The sequence below is a fragment of the Polynucleobacter sp. 15G-AUS-farblos genome, assembly GCF_018882445.1.
Classification (GTDB): Bacteria; Pseudomonadota; Gammaproteobacteria; order Burkholderiales; family Burkholderiaceae; genus Polynucleobacter.
Genome location: NZ_JACVOM010000002.1, coordinates 226,559 through 244,441, shown reverse-complemented (window position 1 = coordinate 244,441; position 17,883 = coordinate 226,559). Strand labels below are relative to the sequence as shown.

The 17,883-nt window shown below is 44.6% G+C and carries 17 protein-coding genes and 1 tRNA gene; 10 read left to right on the top strand and 8 right to left on the bottom strand.

Annotated elements, in window-relative coordinates; genetic code table 11:
* Positions 1-63: 63 nt before the first annotated feature.
* Entirely contained in the window at positions 64-1,020 is a 957-nt protein-coding gene (trxB, locus tag ICN41_RS04520) for a thioredoxin-disulfide reductase (protein WP_216291622.1), read from the bottom strand.
* Positions 1,021-1,125: 105 nt separating this feature from the next.
* On the opposite strand from trxB, the gene ICN41_RS04515 reads away from it, so the two are divergent.
* The 5 genes from ICN41_RS04515 (at position 1,126) to ICN41_RS04495 (ending at position 6,247) form a co-directional block, all read left to right on the top strand.
* The gene (locus tag ICN41_RS04515; protein WP_216291621.1) at positions 1,126-3,363 is read left to right on the top strand and encodes a DNA translocase FtsK; all 2,238 of its coding nucleotides are present in this window, start codon (positions 1,126-1,128) and stop codon (positions 3,361-3,363) included.
* Positions 3,323-4,063: an outer membrane lipoprotein carrier protein LolA gene (locus ICN41_RS04510; protein WP_216291620.1), complete on the top strand. Its 741-nt coding sequence runs from the start codon at positions 3,323-3,325 to the stop codon at positions 4,061-4,063. Before ICN41_RS04515 ends, ICN41_RS04510 begins: the two co-directional genes overlap by 41 nt.
* Positions 4,064-4,105: 42 nt before the next feature.
* Complete coding sequence (serS, locus tag ICN41_RS04505) at positions 4,106-5,416, top strand: serine--tRNA ligase (RefSeq protein WP_216291619.1); 1,311 nt, start codon at positions 4,106-4,108, stop codon at positions 5,414-5,416.
* 43 nt (positions 5,417-5,459) lie between these two features.
* Positions 5,460-5,549 (top strand) — tRNA-Ser (locus ICN41_RS04500).
* Between the two features lie 188 nt (positions 5,550-5,737).
* Positions 5,738-6,247, top strand: coding sequence for a hypothetical protein (locus ICN41_RS04495; RefSeq protein ID WP_255537898.1), 510 nt, complete (start codon positions 5,738-5,740; stop codon positions 6,245-6,247).
* A gap of 246 nt (positions 6,248-6,493) precedes the next feature.
* Here ICN41_RS04495 and ICN41_RS04490 read toward each other — a convergent pair whose 3' ends face one another.
* From ICN41_RS04490 to ICN41_RS04460, 7 genes are read right to left on the bottom strand one after another with little or no spacing between them, the layout of a single operon-like run.
* Positions 6,494-7,819, bottom strand: coding sequence for a type II secretion system protein GspL (locus tag ICN41_RS04490; RefSeq protein WP_216291618.1), 1,326 nt, complete (start codon positions 7,817-7,819; stop codon positions 6,494-6,496).
* On the bottom strand, positions 7,816-8,742 hold the full coding sequence (gene gspK / locus ICN41_RS04485; RefSeq protein WP_216291617.1) for a type II secretion system minor pseudopilin GspK: 927 nt from the start codon (positions 8,740-8,742) through the stop codon (positions 7,816-7,818). Before gspK ends, ICN41_RS04490 begins: the two co-directional genes overlap by 4 nt.
* Positions 8,743-8,770: 28 nt before the next feature.
* Positions 8,771-9,379 carry a type II secretion system protein J gene (locus ICN41_RS04480; RefSeq protein WP_216291616.1) on the bottom strand — a complete coding sequence of 203 codons (609 nt, stop codon included), beginning with the start codon at positions 9,377-9,379 and terminating at the stop codon, positions 8,771-8,773.
* Positions 9,376-9,789 (bottom strand): type II secretion system minor pseudopilin GspI, encoded by a 414-nt coding sequence (gspI, locus tag ICN41_RS04475; RefSeq protein ID WP_216291615.1) that lies wholly within the window; start codon positions 9,787-9,789, stop codon positions 9,376-9,378. Before gspI ends, ICN41_RS04480 begins: the two co-directional genes overlap by 4 nt.
* The gene (locus tag ICN41_RS04470) at positions 9,786-10,280 is read right to left on the bottom strand and encodes a prepilin-type N-terminal cleavage/methylation domain-containing protein (protein ID WP_216291614.1); all 495 of its coding nucleotides are present in this window, start codon (positions 10,278-10,280) and stop codon (positions 9,786-9,788) included. The genes gspI and ICN41_RS04470 overlap by 4 nt, the downstream gene beginning before the upstream one ends.
* A complete protein-coding gene (gene gspG, locus ICN41_RS04465) occupies positions 10,267-10,701 on the bottom strand; it encodes a type II secretion system major pseudopilin GspG (RefSeq protein ID WP_216291750.1) in 435 nt (144 codons plus the stop codon). Before gspG ends, ICN41_RS04470 begins: the two co-directional genes overlap by 14 nt.
* A 49-nt stretch (positions 10,702-10,750) precedes the next feature.
* Complete coding sequence (locus ICN41_RS04460) at positions 10,751-11,341, bottom strand: hypothetical protein (protein ID WP_216291613.1); 591 nt, start codon at positions 11,339-11,341, stop codon at positions 10,751-10,753.
* 189 nt (positions 11,342-11,530) lie between these two features.
* Between ICN41_RS04460 and ICN41_RS04455 the strand changes: the two genes are divergently transcribed.
* The 5 genes from ICN41_RS04455 to gspF all read left to right on the top strand — a co-directional run bounded on the left by ICN41_RS04455 (position 11,531) and on the right by gspF (position 17,876).
* Positions 11,531-12,160, top strand: a complete 630-nt coding sequence (locus ICN41_RS04455) for a hypothetical protein (protein WP_216291612.1) — start codon at positions 11,531-11,533, stop codon at positions 12,158-12,160.
* Positions 12,157-12,945, top strand: coding sequence for a type II secretion system protein N (gene gspN, locus ICN41_RS04450; RefSeq protein WP_216291611.1), 789 nt, complete (start codon positions 12,157-12,159; stop codon positions 12,943-12,945). Before ICN41_RS04455 ends, gspN begins: the two co-directional genes overlap by 4 nt.
* Before the next feature lie 113 nt (positions 12,946-13,058).
* Positions 13,059-15,218, top strand: coding sequence for a type II secretion system secretin GspD (gene gspD, locus ICN41_RS04445; protein WP_216291610.1), 2,160 nt, complete (start codon positions 13,059-13,061; stop codon positions 15,216-15,218).
* Entirely contained in the window at positions 15,218-16,645 is a 1,428-nt protein-coding gene (locus tag ICN41_RS04440) for a GspE/PulE family protein (RefSeq protein ID WP_216291609.1), read from the top strand. The genes gspD and ICN41_RS04440 overlap by 1 nt, the downstream gene beginning before the upstream one ends.
* A gap of 10 nt (positions 16,646-16,655) precedes the next feature.
* Positions 16,656-17,876 (top strand): type II secretion system inner membrane protein GspF, encoded by a 1,221-nt coding sequence (gene gspF / locus ICN41_RS04435; RefSeq protein WP_216291608.1) that lies wholly within the window; start codon positions 16,656-16,658, stop codon positions 17,874-17,876.
* Positions 17,877-17,883 lie beyond the last annotated feature (7 nt).

Below are 17,883 nucleotides of genomic sequence, written 5' to 3'. Positions count from 1 at the left end.
AAAATTCCCTAATAAAAAAGCCTAGCATTGCTAGGCTTTTTTATTATTAAGAATTTAGAAAATTTAATCTAAAGTTTCTAAATAACGCTGCGCATCTAGTGCAGCCATACAGCCGGTGCCTGCACTAGTAATGGCTTGACGGTAAATATGGTCTTGCACATCACCAGCAGCAAATACGCCCTGAATGTTAGTGGCAGTCGCATTGCCCTCTAGGCCAGAATGCGTTTTGATGTAGCCGTTGTTCATATCAAGCTGACCAACAAAGAGTTCGGTATTCGGTTTGTGGCCAATAGCAATAAATGCGCCAGTCACTGCGATTTCTTCTGTGCTGCCATCTTGTTTCTTAATACGCACACCAGTCACACCTTTTTCATCGCCCAGTACTTCATCGAGTGTGGAATTGAGTTTGAGCTCTACTTTTCCTTCGGCTACTTTTGCCATGAGGCGATCATTCAAAATCGGCTCTGCGCGGAACTTATCGCGACGATGAATGACGGTTACCTTTTTTGCAATGCCGGTGAGATAGAGTGCCTCTTCAACTGCCGTGTTACCACCACCTACTACGCACACATCTTGATTGCGATAAAAGAAGCCATCGCATGTGGCGCAACCAGAAACCCCGCGACCCATGAAAGCTTCTTCACTTGGGAGGCCAATATATTGAGCAGAAGCGCCTGTAGAAATAATCAGGGCATCACAGGTGTAAGTGCCAGAGTCGCCAACTAAGCGAATCGGCTTTTCTGTGAGGGCTGCCGTATGAATATGGTCAAAAATGATTTCGGTATTAAATCGCTCAGCATGCTTCAAAAAGCGGTCCATGAGCTCTGGGCCTTGGACGCCATCTGGGTCAGCCGGCCAGTTTTCGACGTCAGTTGTGGTCATTAATTGACCGCCCTGAGCCAGGCCGGTGATGAGAGTCGGGTTTAAATTGGCCCTGGCCGCATAAACCGCTGCTGTATAGCCAGCAGGGCCAGAACCGAGGATTAGTACTTTAGAGTGTTTAGGAGTATTTGTAGTCATACCCAAATTATAGGATTGCTTGTTTACAATCGGTAGAACATGGCAAGAACTGTATATCCGAAGTCCAAAATCCCCCAGCCCCCCGAGAGTTCCGGGCAGGGTAGGATGCCCCGCCTTCTACTAGAGGCCCGTTGGTTTATCTCCTTGGGCTTATGCCTAGGATTATTTGCCATTCTTTTGACCTATTCCAAGGCAGATCCTGCTTGGTCGCATGCCAGTTTTGAGTCTCCCAAGAACCTGGGAGGCCGTTTTGGTGCTTATTTTGCGGATTTATTACTCTATATCTTTGGTGTTTCAGCATTTTGGTGGGTAGCCCTATTTGGGCGTCGCGTACTTCAGGGCTGGCGTGAGCTATGGAGCATTCCTTTGCCACCCGATCCGAATGCCAAGCCAGAGTCCTTGATAGTGCGTTGGCTGGGCTTTGGGCTTACTTTAATTTGCAGCATGGGTCTCGAGTCCATCCGCCTGCATTCACTAGCCTGGGAGCTTCCAAGGCCACCTGGCGGTATTCTGGGTGAGTTGATTGGCGATCCCCTACAGATGTCTCTTGGTTTTACCGGTGCAACCATAGTTCTCCTATTTGGCTTATGTGCTGGCCTTTCCTTATTTCTCCATTTTTCTTGGATGGATGTTGCAGAGAAAGTAGGGCGATTCTTAGAAGTTTCTTTTCACCGTATTCGGGAGCGTCGCGATAGTGAAGCCGATCGCAAGTTGGGTGAGGCAGCTGCTGAAGAGCGTGAAGAGTTTGTCGAAGAGTTCCGTGGGCGCGTAGAAGTGGCTGCCCCAGTTCAGATTGTTCGTGCTCCAGTGGAAATTCCGAAGAGCGCTCGTGTCGAACGCGAAAAGCAACAACCCCTGTTTGTGGATATTCCAGATTCAGAATTGCCACCGTTGGCATTGCTGGATCCTGTGCCCGAAGCAAAAGAAACCATTTCTGCAGAAGTATTGGAATTCACATCTCGCTTGATCGAACGAAAGCTTGCTGAGTTTGGTGTGCAGGTTACGGTGATTGCTGCTTATCCAGGCCCAGTAGTAACACGCTACGAAATCGATCCTGCAGTTGGCGTAAAAGGTAGTCAGATTGTGAATCTCTCACGTGACTTAGCGCGTGCGCTTGGCGTGGTCAGTATGCGTGTTGTAGAAACCATTCCTGGCAAGACCTGCATGGCTTTGGAATTACCAAACCCAACACGTCAATCAGTCTATCTTTCTGAGATTCTGACTTCACAGGTTTATAACGACAATCATTCATTACTCACCCTGGCTTTGGGTAAAGATATTGCTGGTAGCCCAATGGTGGCTGACTTGGCTAAGATGCCGCACTGTTTAGTAGCGGGTACGACTGGTGCTGGTAAGTCAGTTGGTATTAATGCCATGATTCTCTCGCTACTCTTTAAGGCGAAGCCCGATGAGGTCAGACTCATCATGATTGATCCGAAGATGCTTGAGATGGCAATGTATGACAAGATTCCGCATCTCTTATGTCCTGTAGTGACCGATATGAAGCAGGCGTACAACGCGCTGAATTGGGCAGTCAATGAGATGGAGCGTCGCTACAAACTGATGAGTAAGTTTGGAGTGCGTAATTTAGCGGGCTTTAATAAGAAAATCTTAGAGGCTGAAGAAAAAGGCGAGAAGCTTACCAATCCATTTAGCTTAACTCCAGAAGATCCAGAGCCAATCTACAAAGCGCCAGTTATTGTCATCGTGATTGATGAGTTGGCTGACTTGATGATGGTATCGGGCAAGAAGATCGAAGAGCTCATTGCACGTATCGCACAGAAAGCCCGTGCTGCTGGCATTCATTTGGTATTGGCAACACAACGTCCGAGCGTGGATGTGATTACTGGTTTGATTAAGGCTAACGTACCAACCCGTATCTCATTCCAAGTGAGCAGCAAGATTGATAGCCGTACGATTTTGGATCAGCAGGGTGCAGAAGCACTTCTCGGTATGGGTGACATGCTTTACATGGCGCCTGGCACAGGCTTGCCAGTGCGCGTTCATGGTGCTTTCGTATCCGATGATGAAGTGCATCGTGTGGTCGAGTGGTTGAAAGAAAAAGGTGAAGCCAATTACATCGACGGCGTACTTGAGGGTGCTGATGAATCCAATATAGATGCATTGACAGGTGAGGGCGGTGGTGAAGCAGATCCGCTCTACGATCAAGCAGTCGCCATTGTTCTCGAAAACAAGCGCCCATCGATCTCTTTAGTGCAACGGCATTTGCGTATCGGATATAACCGCGCCGCCCGTTTGTTAGAGGATATGGAAAAGGCAGGACTCGTATCGAAGATGGGTAATGGCGGCAATCGCGAAATCCTCCATCGTCCTTCCGAATAAGGTCGTGATTTTGCAAATATTCATTAAAAAGGCTGCAACTTCCTTAGCGGTCTTGTTCGCAACACTGTTCTTGATTAATCCAGCTCTCTCTCAAAGCGAGAGTGGGGTAGAGCAGTTACGCCAATTTGTTCGTAACTCTAAAACCGCTGAAGGAGATTTTGTACAGCAGCAGTTACGTGCACCCAGAGCAAATGAATCACAAGAAAAAGGTTTAAAGGTAGTTCGCGAGACACGTGGCCATTTTGTTTTTCAGCGTCCGGGTCGTTTTATTTGGGATACGCAAAAACCGTTTGAGCAAAAACTCATTACTGATGGCAAACAACTGATCTTGTGGGACAAAGATTTAAATCAGGCTACTTTCAGGCCAGCAGGACAAGTGCTTGCTACAACGCCAGCCGCCATTTTGTTTGGGGAATCTTCGCTTGATCAGAATTTTGATCTAGTAGAGGGAGAGGAGCGCTTGGGCATGAAGTGGGTTGCATTAGCACCCAAGAAGAATCCCAACGCGAAGAGTGACGTTCCATATACAAAAATCTCAGTCGGTATGGCGAATGGCTTGCCTAAGGCCCTTGAGTTGATTGATGGCTTGGGAAGCGTTGTTCTAGTGACCTTAGACAGAATCCAGTTGAATATCAATTTGCCCGCAAATCGTTTTACCTTTACTCCGCCAGCAGGCGCTGAAGTCTTGCGCTTAAACTAGAGGCTATCTAGTCCGAACGACCCTAAACCAGTAGAGCATTACATGATTGATCCGCAATTACTCCGTAAAGATATCGCCGCAGTTCAGGCGCGTTTAGCTACACGTAAATTCCAGTTGGATGTTGAGAAATTCAACACCTTGGAAGCGGAGCGTAAGTCTCTTCAAACCCGTACTGAAGAATTGCAGGCCAAGCGTAATCAATTGGCAAAAGCCATTGGCATGAAAAAAGGTAAGGGCGAGGATGCCGCTGCAGAAATGGCAGAGGCAAGTCAGATTAATGTGGATATGGAGTCTGGTGCTGCACGTTTATCTATTTTGCAGGCTGAGATTGCTGATTTCTTAATGGGAATTCCAAATCTTCCAGATGCATCCGTGCCTACCGGTAAAGATGAAACTGAAAATCAAGAAGTTAAGCGCTGGGGCGATCAACCCATATTTGATTTTGAGATTAAAGATCACGTTGATCTTGGTGGCCCACTAGGATTGGATTTTGAAGTAGCGGCTAAGATTAGCGGCTCACGCTTTGTGGTTCTTAAGGGACCGATTGCAAGATTGCATCGTGCGCTTGCGCAGTTCATGCTCGATACCCATACGACTCACCACGATTACCAAGAAGTGTATGCACCTTATATGGTGAATGCTGCTTCGATGCGCGGCACTGGTCAGTTACCGAAGTTTGAAGAGGATCTATTTAAAGTTCCTCGCCAAATGGGTGGCGAAGATGGCGAAGACAAAACAGAAAACTTCTATCTCATTCCAACGGCAGAAGTACCAGTTACCAACTTAGTTAGAGACGAGATTGTGAATGCTGACAATCTTCCTCTGAAATTTGTTGCACATACACCATGCTTTCGTTCTGAAGCAGGTAGTTATGGACGCGATGTACGCGGCATGATTCGTCAGCATCAGTTTGACAAAGTGGAGTTGGTGCAAATCACTAAACCTGAAGATTCCATGCAGGCTTTAGAAGACCTCACTGGTCATGCAGAAAGAATCTTAGAGCTCCTAGAGTTGCCATACAGAAAAGTATTGTTGTGTACCGGCGATATGGGATTTGGCAGTACTAAGACTTATGACCTAGAAGTGTGGGTCCCTTCACAAAAAGCCTATCGTGAAATCAGCTCTTGTTCAAGCATGGGTGACTTTCAGGCAAGACGTATGCAAGCCAGATTCAAAGCAGGCCAAGGTAAGCCAGAATTACTGCACACCTTAAATGGTTCAGGCCTTGCTGTGGGAAGAGCATTGGTTGCGCTACTAGAGAATAAGCAACAAGTCGATGGCAGCATTGCTATTCCGAAAGCATTGCAGCCCTACTTGGGTGGGCTGACTGTGCTTGCACCAATGACTAAGTAAGTCACGAAAAGCGAGCTCCAAAGATATAATTGCTCTTCGGTTCGGAGAGGTGGCAGAGTGGTCGAATGTACCTGACTCGAAATCAGGCGTACTGTCAAAGGTACCGAGGGTTCGAATCCCTCCCTCTCCGCCAGATTGCCAATAGATAAAAGGCTTTACCAGTCTAACTATCTTTTTCCCCCGCAGTTTTCCCAGCACTCATTCTTCAAGCCAGGTAGCACTAGTCAATACACCACCTACAAGATAGGTCTGAGTTATAACTTTTAACCTGTAGGCAACTTCATTCTTAAGTTGCTTTGCTAAAGATGGTTTAATTGAGTGATGAGCTTTATCCGTAATTTCACGTTCCTAGCTTTTACTATTTTCTATTCTTGCTCTGCATATGCTCAAGAATCCTATAGTTGGCTTCAGATCATCGAGCCACAATCTAAAAGTGAGCTTTGGGTCAATCCCGGAATGTATTCATACCATTTCCAAAAAGACCAAAACTTAAATAACAATAACTGGGGAATCGGACTTGAGTATCGTTTTAATACGGTAGCTTCTGCGACTTTCGGAAATTATAGAAATAGTGATAATGACCGCTCAAGCTATTTGGGCATCTACTACCAGCCAATTGCAGTAGGTCCAGTAAAGCTGGGTGTTGTTGCTGGTGGGTTTAATGGTTATCAATCTACTAATAATGGAGGTTGGTTTCCAGCAGTTTTACCAGCGCTGACTATTGAAGAGGGTAGATTTGGTGCCAATATATTTTTTATTCCTACGGTTGGAGATCGAGTACATGGCGCAATCTCATTACAGTTGAAATTCAGAATATTTGATGGAAGTTAATTTTAATTCATCTAACTAACGTAATAAAGTAGGGGTAGGCATCAAAGAATGGGGTTCTACTCGATCGTCAGGTCATTCAAGATAATTGCTATGGATTTGCTGAAGTCAACTACTCCAGCTATGGCAATCAAAAATATTGCTGCAAACGGATTTGGAACAGCCAGCTTTAAAGTTACTATTACATTGCTAGGTGTTGATTATCGGTTTTAGGTCAATGGGATTCATGCGACTAGATAGTTCTTAGCCTTAGCTTGATCCTAATCCTGCATAAGGTTGCAATCTGTAGCGATTATTTCCAAGGTCCGTAAGCTTTAAGCCTAAGGATTGGGCTTTGGCAATGATGTCGGCTGAACTAAGTACGTCGCCACCATGCTTAAATTCAAAATCAATTCGATAGCCGTCATAATCCATTTTTTCGATAGACCCTTTTCCAAGGGCTACCTTGAGTTGTTGTAGTTTGCCTGCCATTGCGGTGAAATCAGCATCAGTAGGGAGGCCTTTAAGACGCGCTTCATTAGTTGATTGCTTCGTAAATGCTTGCGTAATTGATTCAGTATTTTTATTTTGAGCAATTAAGTTAATTGTTTCTGGTGTCAGAAACTGTGCTGCAGAGATCTCCATATTACGACCCCAGCGCCAATTATCAATGGCGAGCCATGAAGTATAAATACCCACACCTAAAATCATGCTACCCATTGCATATTGGGCCCAACGAATGGGTTTGACCCATAAGCCATGATCTAACCATGAAACAGTATTGCTGATTGGATTTTGTGAATCATTCTCTGAATGAGCAAACCAAGGTAAAGCAGATTTCTTGGAGGACTTACGTGCCAGATTATCAGCAAGCAATAGGTTTAAGCTTGCGCTTGCAATCTCTTTATTGCGACTAAAGGCAAATGCTCGGGAGGCCATCCAATCCCAAGACCACTCTATTGGTTGAATATCTTCTAATTGACTGGGTAGCATTATTGCTTCTGAATCGTCTATCCACGCGACTCCAATTTGATCAGCTTGATGCCATGTATAAATGATAGAGGCATCATTTCTTTGAAACGCAAGGCAAGAGCTTGGAGATGCTGGTTGAATGAAGGTCGCATTTTGTAAGGGCAGAATCAGACAATCGGGAATCATCCGAACCCGCGGACTCAGAAGGCTATCTAGTTCTTTTGCGAGCCATCTAAACCATGACCGGTTCATGACGGCCAAGGTTCTTTCTGATCCTGATTTACCAGCCAATGGAGGAAGGGCATAGATAAGGGCGTTATCAGTCCCACCTAGCAATTCATCTTCAATTAAGCTGGGCAAGACCTGTTGTAATTTTTTTACCTTTACTAGGGGAACCTTTTTTTCTATCAAGCGAACATCTAGCGTTTGCATTAATACCAAAGCTTCATCGGCATACGGCATCGACTCAATAGGCCCTGTACCTGTGGATTGGATAGTGGCATGCAATGTGCTGGTTTCACATAAACACCACTCAAAAGCTTCTTTCTGAGAATTGAAGCCGCCATCAGTGCCAACTTCTTCAAAAAGTGGTCTGACTGGACAATGAATAATTAGTAGGCTCATTCTGACAATATTCTGCTGGTTCTATTCCATATCACTTGAGTATAGTTGCCCAAAGCCATGGGGCTCAATGATCTCTGAATTAAGCTCGAATTTCTAAAAATACCGCTTCCCAGCTTCACTTCGGAGGATGCAAGCCAATATTGGGAGTTGACGTTCACTAGACTTGGATCCACCGTAACGTTTGTTCCAGCGCCTGAGCGCATTAAAAGCTGATTGATTTCTTCTAAACTTTTAGCAGGTGCACTCGATCGATTTTGCACAATAGTATTTGCAGATGAGCGGGATAAACTTGCAAATGCAGACATTAATACTTCAGCAGAGGCAGTATTGATATTGATTGTGGTGGGGATGGGTAATACAGTTACATAAGAACGCAGTTTTTGAATCATTGCTTCGGTATAGCCAGGAACCCCAATTAAGTCGCTGACATCATTAAACGCCATTTGATTATCTTGTGCTACTTGAGCCGTTTGCTGAGCTAAATTTGGATTAATGCCTAAAGCAGTAAGTAGTCGCGAATAAGCCAGTACTCCATTGGCGTTAATTTGGTAATTACCATTCCAAAGATTGGTGAGATTAAATAAGCTTTGGGCATCTGTTATTCCGCCATTGACTGTAACTGCTTGAAGTTCATCTGGGATATCTACATTCTTTAAAAAATCGGCTACCTTGCTGTCGCTCAGGGGGAGGGACCAGGATTCGGCTAGGTGATCAACTTGGCTAACACGCAAATCTTGGGCTAATACAAGCCTTGCAAAATCAATCATGCCGTGTTGTAGCCATTGGGCCTGGGTTTTATCCCGTATCGTTTCAATATTACGAATTTGGATTTGTTGGCGCCATATGAGACTAGCAATCACAATCGATGCGACGCCAACCACAATCAACGCTGTAACGGTAGCCGATCCTTGCTCAGCTTTCATTCGCTTTGTTCGATTGAAAATGTTCATTCTATAAGCTCGTACCAGCCAAACACGATCTGGTAATCGGGAAGGGCGTATTTTTAAGTCCCCACCGTATATTGAATCCTGCTAACAAGGGGGTGTCATTACCTTTTCCGACAGCTGGCATATTGGTAATGACATTGGCTTGCTGGGTAATAATTTCTGGAATCTCGAGAGATACTTTCATGTCGCTTGAAGCGAGATCAGGATCTCTTACCAATGGCTGCCATACTGCTAAAGCATCTGATTGATTGTTCAGAGGCCGACTGATCCATCTCTGCAGGCCGGTTGGCGTGATTCCATAGCCGACAACTATCCAGCTGGTTAGTTTTGTCTCAGAATTTCGTCTAAGCCACCAGATATTCTTGGTCCCTGCTGAATATGGTGGGACGGTTAATTGAGTACCTGTAATCATTTCTTGGCAATCGCGTTCGAATTGACGCGCTAACTGAAAATAAATTGCATCTTGTTTGGCTCGTGCTTCGATGTTTTCTTTGCTTCTGAGCATGACATCCATACCTCGCCACGCTAAAAGACCCACCACGGCCATCACGATCATAGCCACCATCACCTCCATGAGAGTAAAGCCAGCATCTGAAGCAATCTTTTGCTTCATAGCGCTCCTGAATTCAGGTTGGGCACTACTGTCACAAGCCATGCTAGTCGGGATCCATTTACTTGAGTGCTATTGGCTTCATTAGCAAGAAACACGGTGACTTCAACTCGTCTGAAAGAAGGGTTGGGCATAGCACTGACCTTGCGTTGACAAACTAATATCAAGGTTGCTTGAGGGCAGCTGAAGGTGCTAGTACCTATTTCTGGCCAAACTCGATTCATTCGAATTTCATTGAGGGCATTATCTGCACTCCAGAGTGCCATCGTCCGCTGAGTTACAGCGAATTGTGTATCTGTACTTAAAGCTACAGCTCGAAATGCAGCTATGAGTGCAATACTCAGAACTACTAAACCGACTAAGACCTCAATGAGCGCAAATCCATTTTTCGCTTTGAATTTCTGCTTGTTCATGGAGAAGCCCAACTGAAGTGACCATCGTTGGAGCGTATTAAGGTCGCAGTACGTTTTTCTTGTTCTATGGTGGTACGCAAAACTTCAGAGACATATTCAGCCCCCAAGTTCAATTGCAGAGGATCCATGATCACAGGTTTTGACCAAGTCTGGGCTTTATAAGCATCGGGAATAAAAGTAGCCGGCTGATTGGAGTCTCTGGTTTGCGCTAGAGGATCCGATTTACTAAAGCGCCATCCTGATTCGCCAATCTCTGCACGCATTGGAATACCTGTCATTTGACTTTCATCCTGGGCGGCATTGAGTGAGCTTACTAACTGGTCTAAATTATTTCGCCAATTACGCTCATCATGATTGGGGATAGTTAAGACTGCAACAGTTAATAAGATTGCCACTATGCTTAGTACTAGCAACATCTCAATGAGAGTGAAGCCACCCTCTAGAGGGGTATTTGAAAGGGGATTGGCTTTCCCTTTATTAGATACCGACATCCGCATCTGCACCAGTACCGCCTGGCTTCTTATCTGCCCCGTAACTATAAATATCAATTTCGCCTTTAGTGCCTGGATTGGCATACTGATAAGGATGCCCCCAAGGATCATTCGGCAGAGAGTCTAAGTAGCCACCTATTTTCCAATTTTGCGGAACTGGCTCTGCACTTGGTCTAGTGACCAGAGCACTAAGCCCTTGTTCGGTAGTGGGGTAGCGACCGATATCTAAGCGATATAACTTCAGCGCTTGATTTAATGTGCCAATATCATGTTTTGCAGCAGTAACGCGAGCCTCATCTGGGCGTCCCATGATGCGTGGAACAATTAAAGTCGCCAAGATGCCAATGATGGCAATCACCACCATGATTTCAATCAGAGTAAATCCAGCTTCATTATTCTGAAAACGGGTTTTAGTCTTCATACGAAGACGATATAGGATATTAGTCATTGGAAAGAGGCCTCATTACATTCTAGTTTCTAGCTTTTTTGATTTCAGAGCTTCGGCTTGAGGGAGCGCTATCTTTTTTACTCTTTTGAACAGAAAAGCCCATTTCTTTTCCTTGATACAGCAAGGTAGCCGTCTCTGTATCAATTGATTTTAATGTCATTCCTCTATCAATCGTTTCGCCAACAGCAATAGCACCGCTTGGCTTTCCATCGATATCAAAGAGCGCAAAGCCCTGATATACCCCACTCGAGGTTTTTTCAGTAACGACTACTCCGCGCAAAATAATATTGTCTGTGGCTAAAGGTTTGCTGCCAAAAAGAGGGTAGCTTGCGCTCAGATCTTGATTTATATAGAGGGATGTGCCCTTTGAGCTCTTCAATAGAGTGTCTTCAGGTGCTGGGATTTGTATGACATGCATTAACCAAAAGGTTGATGCGGCTGCAGTAAAGCAGATCAGCAGATAACTTAGTGACTGACTAAACCGGATTGGAGTAAGAAAGCTTGAGGCAAGTTTATTCCCCCTCAGCGCGCTTCTGGATTGACGAAAACGCAAATCAAGCTGGGCTGTAGTATCAATATACTTGCTGAGAATGAATGCTTGCAACCGTTTCAAGGAATCTTTCTTTAATCAATGGTGCTTTGAACTATTTAGAATTATCAGCCAAATCATAACTAAATAGGTATGCTTTTCCTCAAAATGTGAACACTTTTGAGGGTCTAATCCCTCTCAGAGCCCTAATGTAGCTGTATCCTATTAAACTTGGATTTACAAAAGGGTCAGGAAATATCAGTTCGTCAGTATATGAAGTTTTACTCTAAATTACATCTAATAGATCTGGCTAAGCGCGCCACTCGCTGGGGTGATGCCAGACCAACTTCTTGGTATCAGTCTATTAGCAAGCACTTTACATGGCTTGAGGGTCGCCGCCTCTACAGGAAGCCTCATCCTATTCTCGGAGTGATGGTAGCTGGATTGCTTTTGTGGATAAGTTTGGATTTTTGGGTCTTGCCCTATATGCGTCAGTTGGAGGGCGCTATAAGTTTGCGTCCAGCACAATGGTCGCAAATGGAAAATCTCGTGAAATTATCTAAAACTGCTCCCGCACAACAGATCACGATTGAGCCAATAGATGAAGCTGAGTTACAAAAAATTCGTATGACTCTAATAGCAAAAAAAATTAAGCCTAGCGTATTGAGATTAAGTCTTGAAAATCCTCCTCGCATTGAGTTCCAAGCAAGTGATGTTTTATTTTCGAGCGTGGTTGATGTATTGGAAGAATTAAGAGCTACTTGGCATTTATACCCAGAGCGAGTTGAGGTAAGTGCTACTTCAAAAATGGCAATAGTCAATGTTAGTGCAGCACTAATTCAAACTAGTAATTCGAATGCTGGATCCAATTTTTCTGCATTGAATAATGGGACTTCAAGATGAAGATCTCCCTAAATACATCCTCTACAAAATCGCACAAGACATTTTTACTGATCCTATTGATCTTATTGATTGGTATCGTCATTAGGCAAATGCCAATTGGGGTGGTTGCCAATCTATTGGGAAACCAATCTGCCTGTCGCGTTACCCTACATCAGCCTACAGGCACTATATGGAATGGCAGTGCTGCCTTTGGTTTTTCGGAGCCAAACCTAACGGATGGGGCTTGTCGGCCGGCGTCTGCGATCACTGAAAGATTTTCCTGGAAATCACAATGCAGCTTGATGCAGGGTATGTGCCAAGTGGATGTGAATTTTGTGGGGCTAGATAAACCCTTATTGATTTCAGTTTCCGCCAGCCAGATTAAGGTTGCTAGCGGGGAAATTGATTTACCAGCCACTATTCTTGAGGCCTTTGGCAGTCCCTGGAATACGCTTCGCCCCCGTGGTCAATTAACAGCGCATTGGAGTGAGATTAAAAAGGGGGTAGATACCTCTGGATCAGTGCGAATCAATATCAACAACCTTTCTAGCCCGATTAGTAATGTGAAACCCTTAGGTAGTTATGAAATTAAGGCTAATTTAGAACAGACTGGCACTTCATTTCAGATTGACACTATTGCCGGACCGCTGTTATTGAAGGGCAAGGGATCTTCAGATTCTAAGGCTGGTCCTGGCTTACACTTTGCAGGTGGGGCTTGGGCCGCACCCGAGGCAGAAGATTCCTTAATTGGTTTACTGTCTTTATTGGGCAGGAAAGATGGCGATACCTATCGCATGCAATATTAGAGGAAGAAATGATCAGCATGCAGCATTCTAAAAATACTCATAGTAAATCGCATTATGCATTGCGATTTCTTCTCTGCTGTCTCATTAATCAGTTTGTTTTCTTGCCAGGAGTCATGGCGCAAAATCTAACAAACATCAATGCAGGACCAGCAATTGAGCAAGCCACCGTCTCGCTATCTTTTAATAATGCTGATATTGAATCTGTTGCCAGTGTGGTTGCAAAGGCAACTGGACAAACCATCTTGGTTGATCCACAAGTCAAAGGCACAATTACTCTCATTACTAATAGACCCGTTACAAAATCAAAGGCTTTAGACTCATTTTCAACTGCTCTTCGTACTGCAGGTTTTGCTTTAGTCGAAACCAACGGCATGTATCGGGTAGTTACGCAAGCGGATGCCAAGCTCGTGAGCACCTCAGTTACTACTGGTAAAGGCAAGCAAGAGGGCGACCAAATTATTACCCGTGTTTTTAAGTTGAATTATGAGTCAGCTAATAATTTATTGCCTGTCTTGCGCCCATTGGTTTCGCCAAATAATACGATTAATGCCTATCCTGGAAACAACACGATTGTTGTGACGGACTACGCCAGCAATATTCAGAGAATTGCTGCCTTAATTGAGTCGATTGATGCTCCTACCTCAACTGAAGTACAAACTATTAAATTGCAATATGCCTTTTCAAGTGATGTTGCAGCGATCCTAAATAAAGTGTTGGATACAGGCACTGCTGGCGCTGCAGATCCTGCTTTAAAGACCATGATTTTGTCTGAGCCGCGTACAAATTCAATCTTGATTCGCAGTTCAAGTGCAGAACGAGTTCGGCAGGTGCGTATTTTGGTAGCTAGATTAGATGCGCCAGGTAATAAGAACGGCAATATTTGGGTAGTGCCATTAAAAAATGCCGAGGCAAGTAAATTGGCCGTTACTTTACGAGCTTTAGTTGCAGCAGATGCTGCCTTATCAGCTCAAGTTGCTAGTTCAAGCAATGCCCCTCCTGCTTTAGCAAGTAATACCCAGCAAAATCCAGGTGCTACAACTCAGCCCCCCGGCCAGGCGGCAGGGGCTGGTGCTAACTTGGCCACCTCTGCTTTAACAAGTTCTAGCAACCCTAACATTGGCGGCTTTATTCAAGCAGAGCCTGCAACCAATTCCATTCTCATTACTGGTAGCGAGCCCTTGTATCGTAGCCTTAGGCAAGTGATTGAGCAGTTAGATTTAAGGCGTAATCAAGTCTATATTGAATCGCTCATTGTTGAAGTGAGTAATGAAACTGCTGCAGAGCTAGGAATTCAATGGAACTTCTTAGTCGGATCTGGCAATCAAAACGTCGGCTTTGGTAGTACGAATTTTGGAACGCCTGGGCAAAATCAAGGTGCTGGCGGGAATATTTTCGGATTGAATCAAAACGTAAATACGATTGCCAATGGTGGTGCAAATACTGGCGCTGTTCCAGTAGCTCCTGCACCTGGTTTGAATTTGGGTTTAATTAGCCGTTTCAATGGTGTTTATGCAATGTCTGCCTTGGTGAGGGCACTACAAACAGCGTCTGGCACGAATATTCTCTCTACACCTAATTTGATTACTTTAGACAATGAAGAGGCGCGCATTATTGTGGGTCAAAATGTCCCGATCCTAACGGGCTCATATTCAACCACAGGATCTACTTCAACAGTCACCCCGTTCCAGACTTATGTTCGTCAAGACGTAGGTATTTTGTTGAGAGTGAAGCCACAGATTTCTGATAACGGCATTGTCAAAATGCAGATCTATCAAGAGGTATCTTCAGTTGCTGCGCAAACCCAATCGGGTGTGGTGCTGAACAAGCGTAATATTGAATCGAATGTTTTGGTGGATGATGGTCAGATGGTCGTTTTGGGTGGTCTGATTTCTGATGAGTACTCCGATGGGACTAGCGGAATTCCATTTTTAAGCAGCATTCCGTTAATTGGCCAATTATTTCGCTATGACAACAAGAATCGCGTAAAAAGAAATCTCTTGGTCTTCATGCGTCCCTATGTATTACGGGATAAAAATCAAACAGATGAAATTACCAATAATCGCTTAAGCGTTATGCAAGGTAAGGAAGATCAATTTAAGCAATTACCTATGTTATTGCCTAAGGAGACTGACTTACCTAATGTTAGTAATTCTGAGCCCCCATTGATCCCGCCAAGATTACCGGCTAGTACGATTAACACCAATCCACCACTTTCTCGTCCACCGGTGCCAGGATCTCCTAGTCCTGCTTCAAGTGGTGTAGCGACTCAGTAATGATGCTGCGTATTCCATTTGCTTACGCTAGAGATCATCAGGTCTTACTAAAGAGGCAGACCAGCAACGATATTGCTGGTCAGGAAAAGGACGTCTTTACTTTAATTCACAGCCCAGCGACCGATTTATCAGTCCTCCATGAAATTTGTCGAATAGTCGGTTCTGTGAAGCGTATCGAGAAGTCTACTGATGAGGTAATGGAGGCTATTAATTCCACTTATTCGCAGGGCGACTTAGATGCGTCCCAAGTTATTGATGAAGTAGAGGATACGGTTGATCTGTCTCGCTTATTGCAAGAGATGCCAGTCTCCATGGATTTACTAGAGGCGAATGACGATGCTCCAGTTATCCGAATGATTAACAGCATTTTGAAGCAAGCAATTCATGCTGAGGCGTCAGATGTGCATCTAGAAGCCTTTGAACGTAAGTCTGTAGTGCGCTTTAGGGTAGATGGCAATCTGCGTGATGTGGTCGATATGCGTAGAGATTTACATGCGGCTTTGGTGTCTCGTATCAAAATCATGGCTTCTTTGGATATTGCTGAAAAGCGCATGCCGCAGGATGGGCGAATCTCGCTGCGTATTGGCGGTAAAGCGATTGATATTCGAGTATCTACCTTGCCCACCTCCCATGGCGAACGTGTTGTAATGCGTTTACTAGAAAAGAGCTACGAACGTTTAGATTTAAAAACTCTGGGAATGGCTGAGGATACTTTTACAAGTTTTGATCAGCTCATTCATCGGCCGCATGGGATTGTTTTAGTGACTGGCCCCACCGGTAGTGGAAAAACGACCACTCTATATGGAGCCTTATTGCGACTGCGCAATAAAACCAACAACATCATGACAGTGGAAGATCCCATTGAGTACAACTTAGATGGTATTGGTCAAACGCAGGTGAATTCTCGTATCGATATGAGTTTTGCTAGAGCATTAAGAGCCATCTTGCGTCAAGACCCCGATATTGTGATGATAGGGGAGATCCGAGATATTGAAACTGCTCAGATTGCTGTCCAAGCTTCTTTAACTGGTCATTTAGTTTTAGCAACCCTGCACACCAATGATGCGCCTTCAGCTGTAACCCGTTTAATTGACATGGGGATTGAACCCTTTTTGTTGTCATCCACATTGCTCGGTGTTTTAGGCCAGAGGTTAATTCGCCTGAAGTGCCAGGCCTGTCAAGGTGCCGGTTGCACTATCTGTGGTCAATCTGGTTATAGCGGTAGAGCAGGCATATATGAGTTGATGATTACAAATGAAAAGACTAAAGAGCTGATTCATAACCGCGCTGCTGAAAGTGAAATTCGTAAGCAAGCGACTGCTAATGGCATGAGAAGTCTTGCTGAAGATTGTCAAAGATGGGTTGATTCTGGGCAATCAACGGTGGAAGAGATGTTGCGCGTTACGGGCAGTGTTGAATTAGATTAGATGAATTCATATGCCACGCTATCGCTTTGAAGCCCTAACCTACGCCGGTAAAAGTGAGCGGGGAACCGCAGAAGGTGAAAGCGTACGTGCTATTCGGCAACAATTACTATTAAAGCAATTGGTTCCTGTCAGTATTGAGCCAGAAACACGCTGGGGCAAAACCTACTTTTGGCAACAACTCTTCTCTGAAAATAAGCCGCTGACCCGGAATGAACTGTCCCTCATCACCAAGCAGTTTGCTTTACTAGTTCGCTCTGGTGTTCAGATTGATGAAGCTCTCACGATCCTCTCTGATGAAAGCTCAAAAAAGCATATTAAAAATGTATTGCAATCAGTTGTCCTAGAGTTGCGCTCTGGTTTATCTCTATCTCAAGCGATTGCTACTCAAGAGCAAAGTTTCGACCCCCTCTATCAGGGTGTAGTTGCAGCTGCAGAACAGTCTGGAATGATGGGTAAGGTACTGACTCAACTTTCAGAGTTTTTAGAAAAGCGCCAAGCTCTAAAACAGAAAGCTTTAGCTGCTTTAGCCTATCCTGCTATGTTGACAGGGGTTTCCTTCATGGTCATATTGTTTCTGATGACCTATGTAGTTCCACAAATTGCAAGAGTCTTTCAGAGTACCAAGCAGACTCTGCCTTTCACCACCCGATTTGTTTTGGGATTTTCTAATTTCTTAGTGGATTGGGGATGGTTACTGCTGATTGCTATTGTGACCAGCATTTATTTATTAAGACGGGCGCTTCAGCGGGCAGACATTCGTTTGCGTTTTGATCGTTTTATTCTGAACCTCCCTGTTTTAGGCCCATTAATTTTAGGATTTGAAACGGCTAGATTTGCCAACACAATGGCAATGCTGGTAACGGCCAATGTGCCTATTTTGGCGGCTCTCAGAAGTGGCCGTAATACTTTAAGTAATCATGTCTTGCGTGAGGCAGTCGACTCTACTGAGGTGCGGCTTCGTGAGGGCGCAAGTCTATCGCGTGCTCTTGGAAGCCAGGGTGTCTTTTCGCCAATTTTGATTCACCTGATTCGATCTGGAGAAGCATCGGGTCAGCTGGGTGAGATGCTGAAGTACAGCGCAGAAAATGCGGAGTTAGAAGCGGAGCAAAAGACCAAAATATTTACGAGTCTTTTAGAGCCAATTCTCATTTTGCTAATGGGTCTTTTAGTTTTGGGGATTGTGATGGCAGTAATGCAACCGATTTTAGAAATGAATTCGTCGATCCGTTGATCGAGAA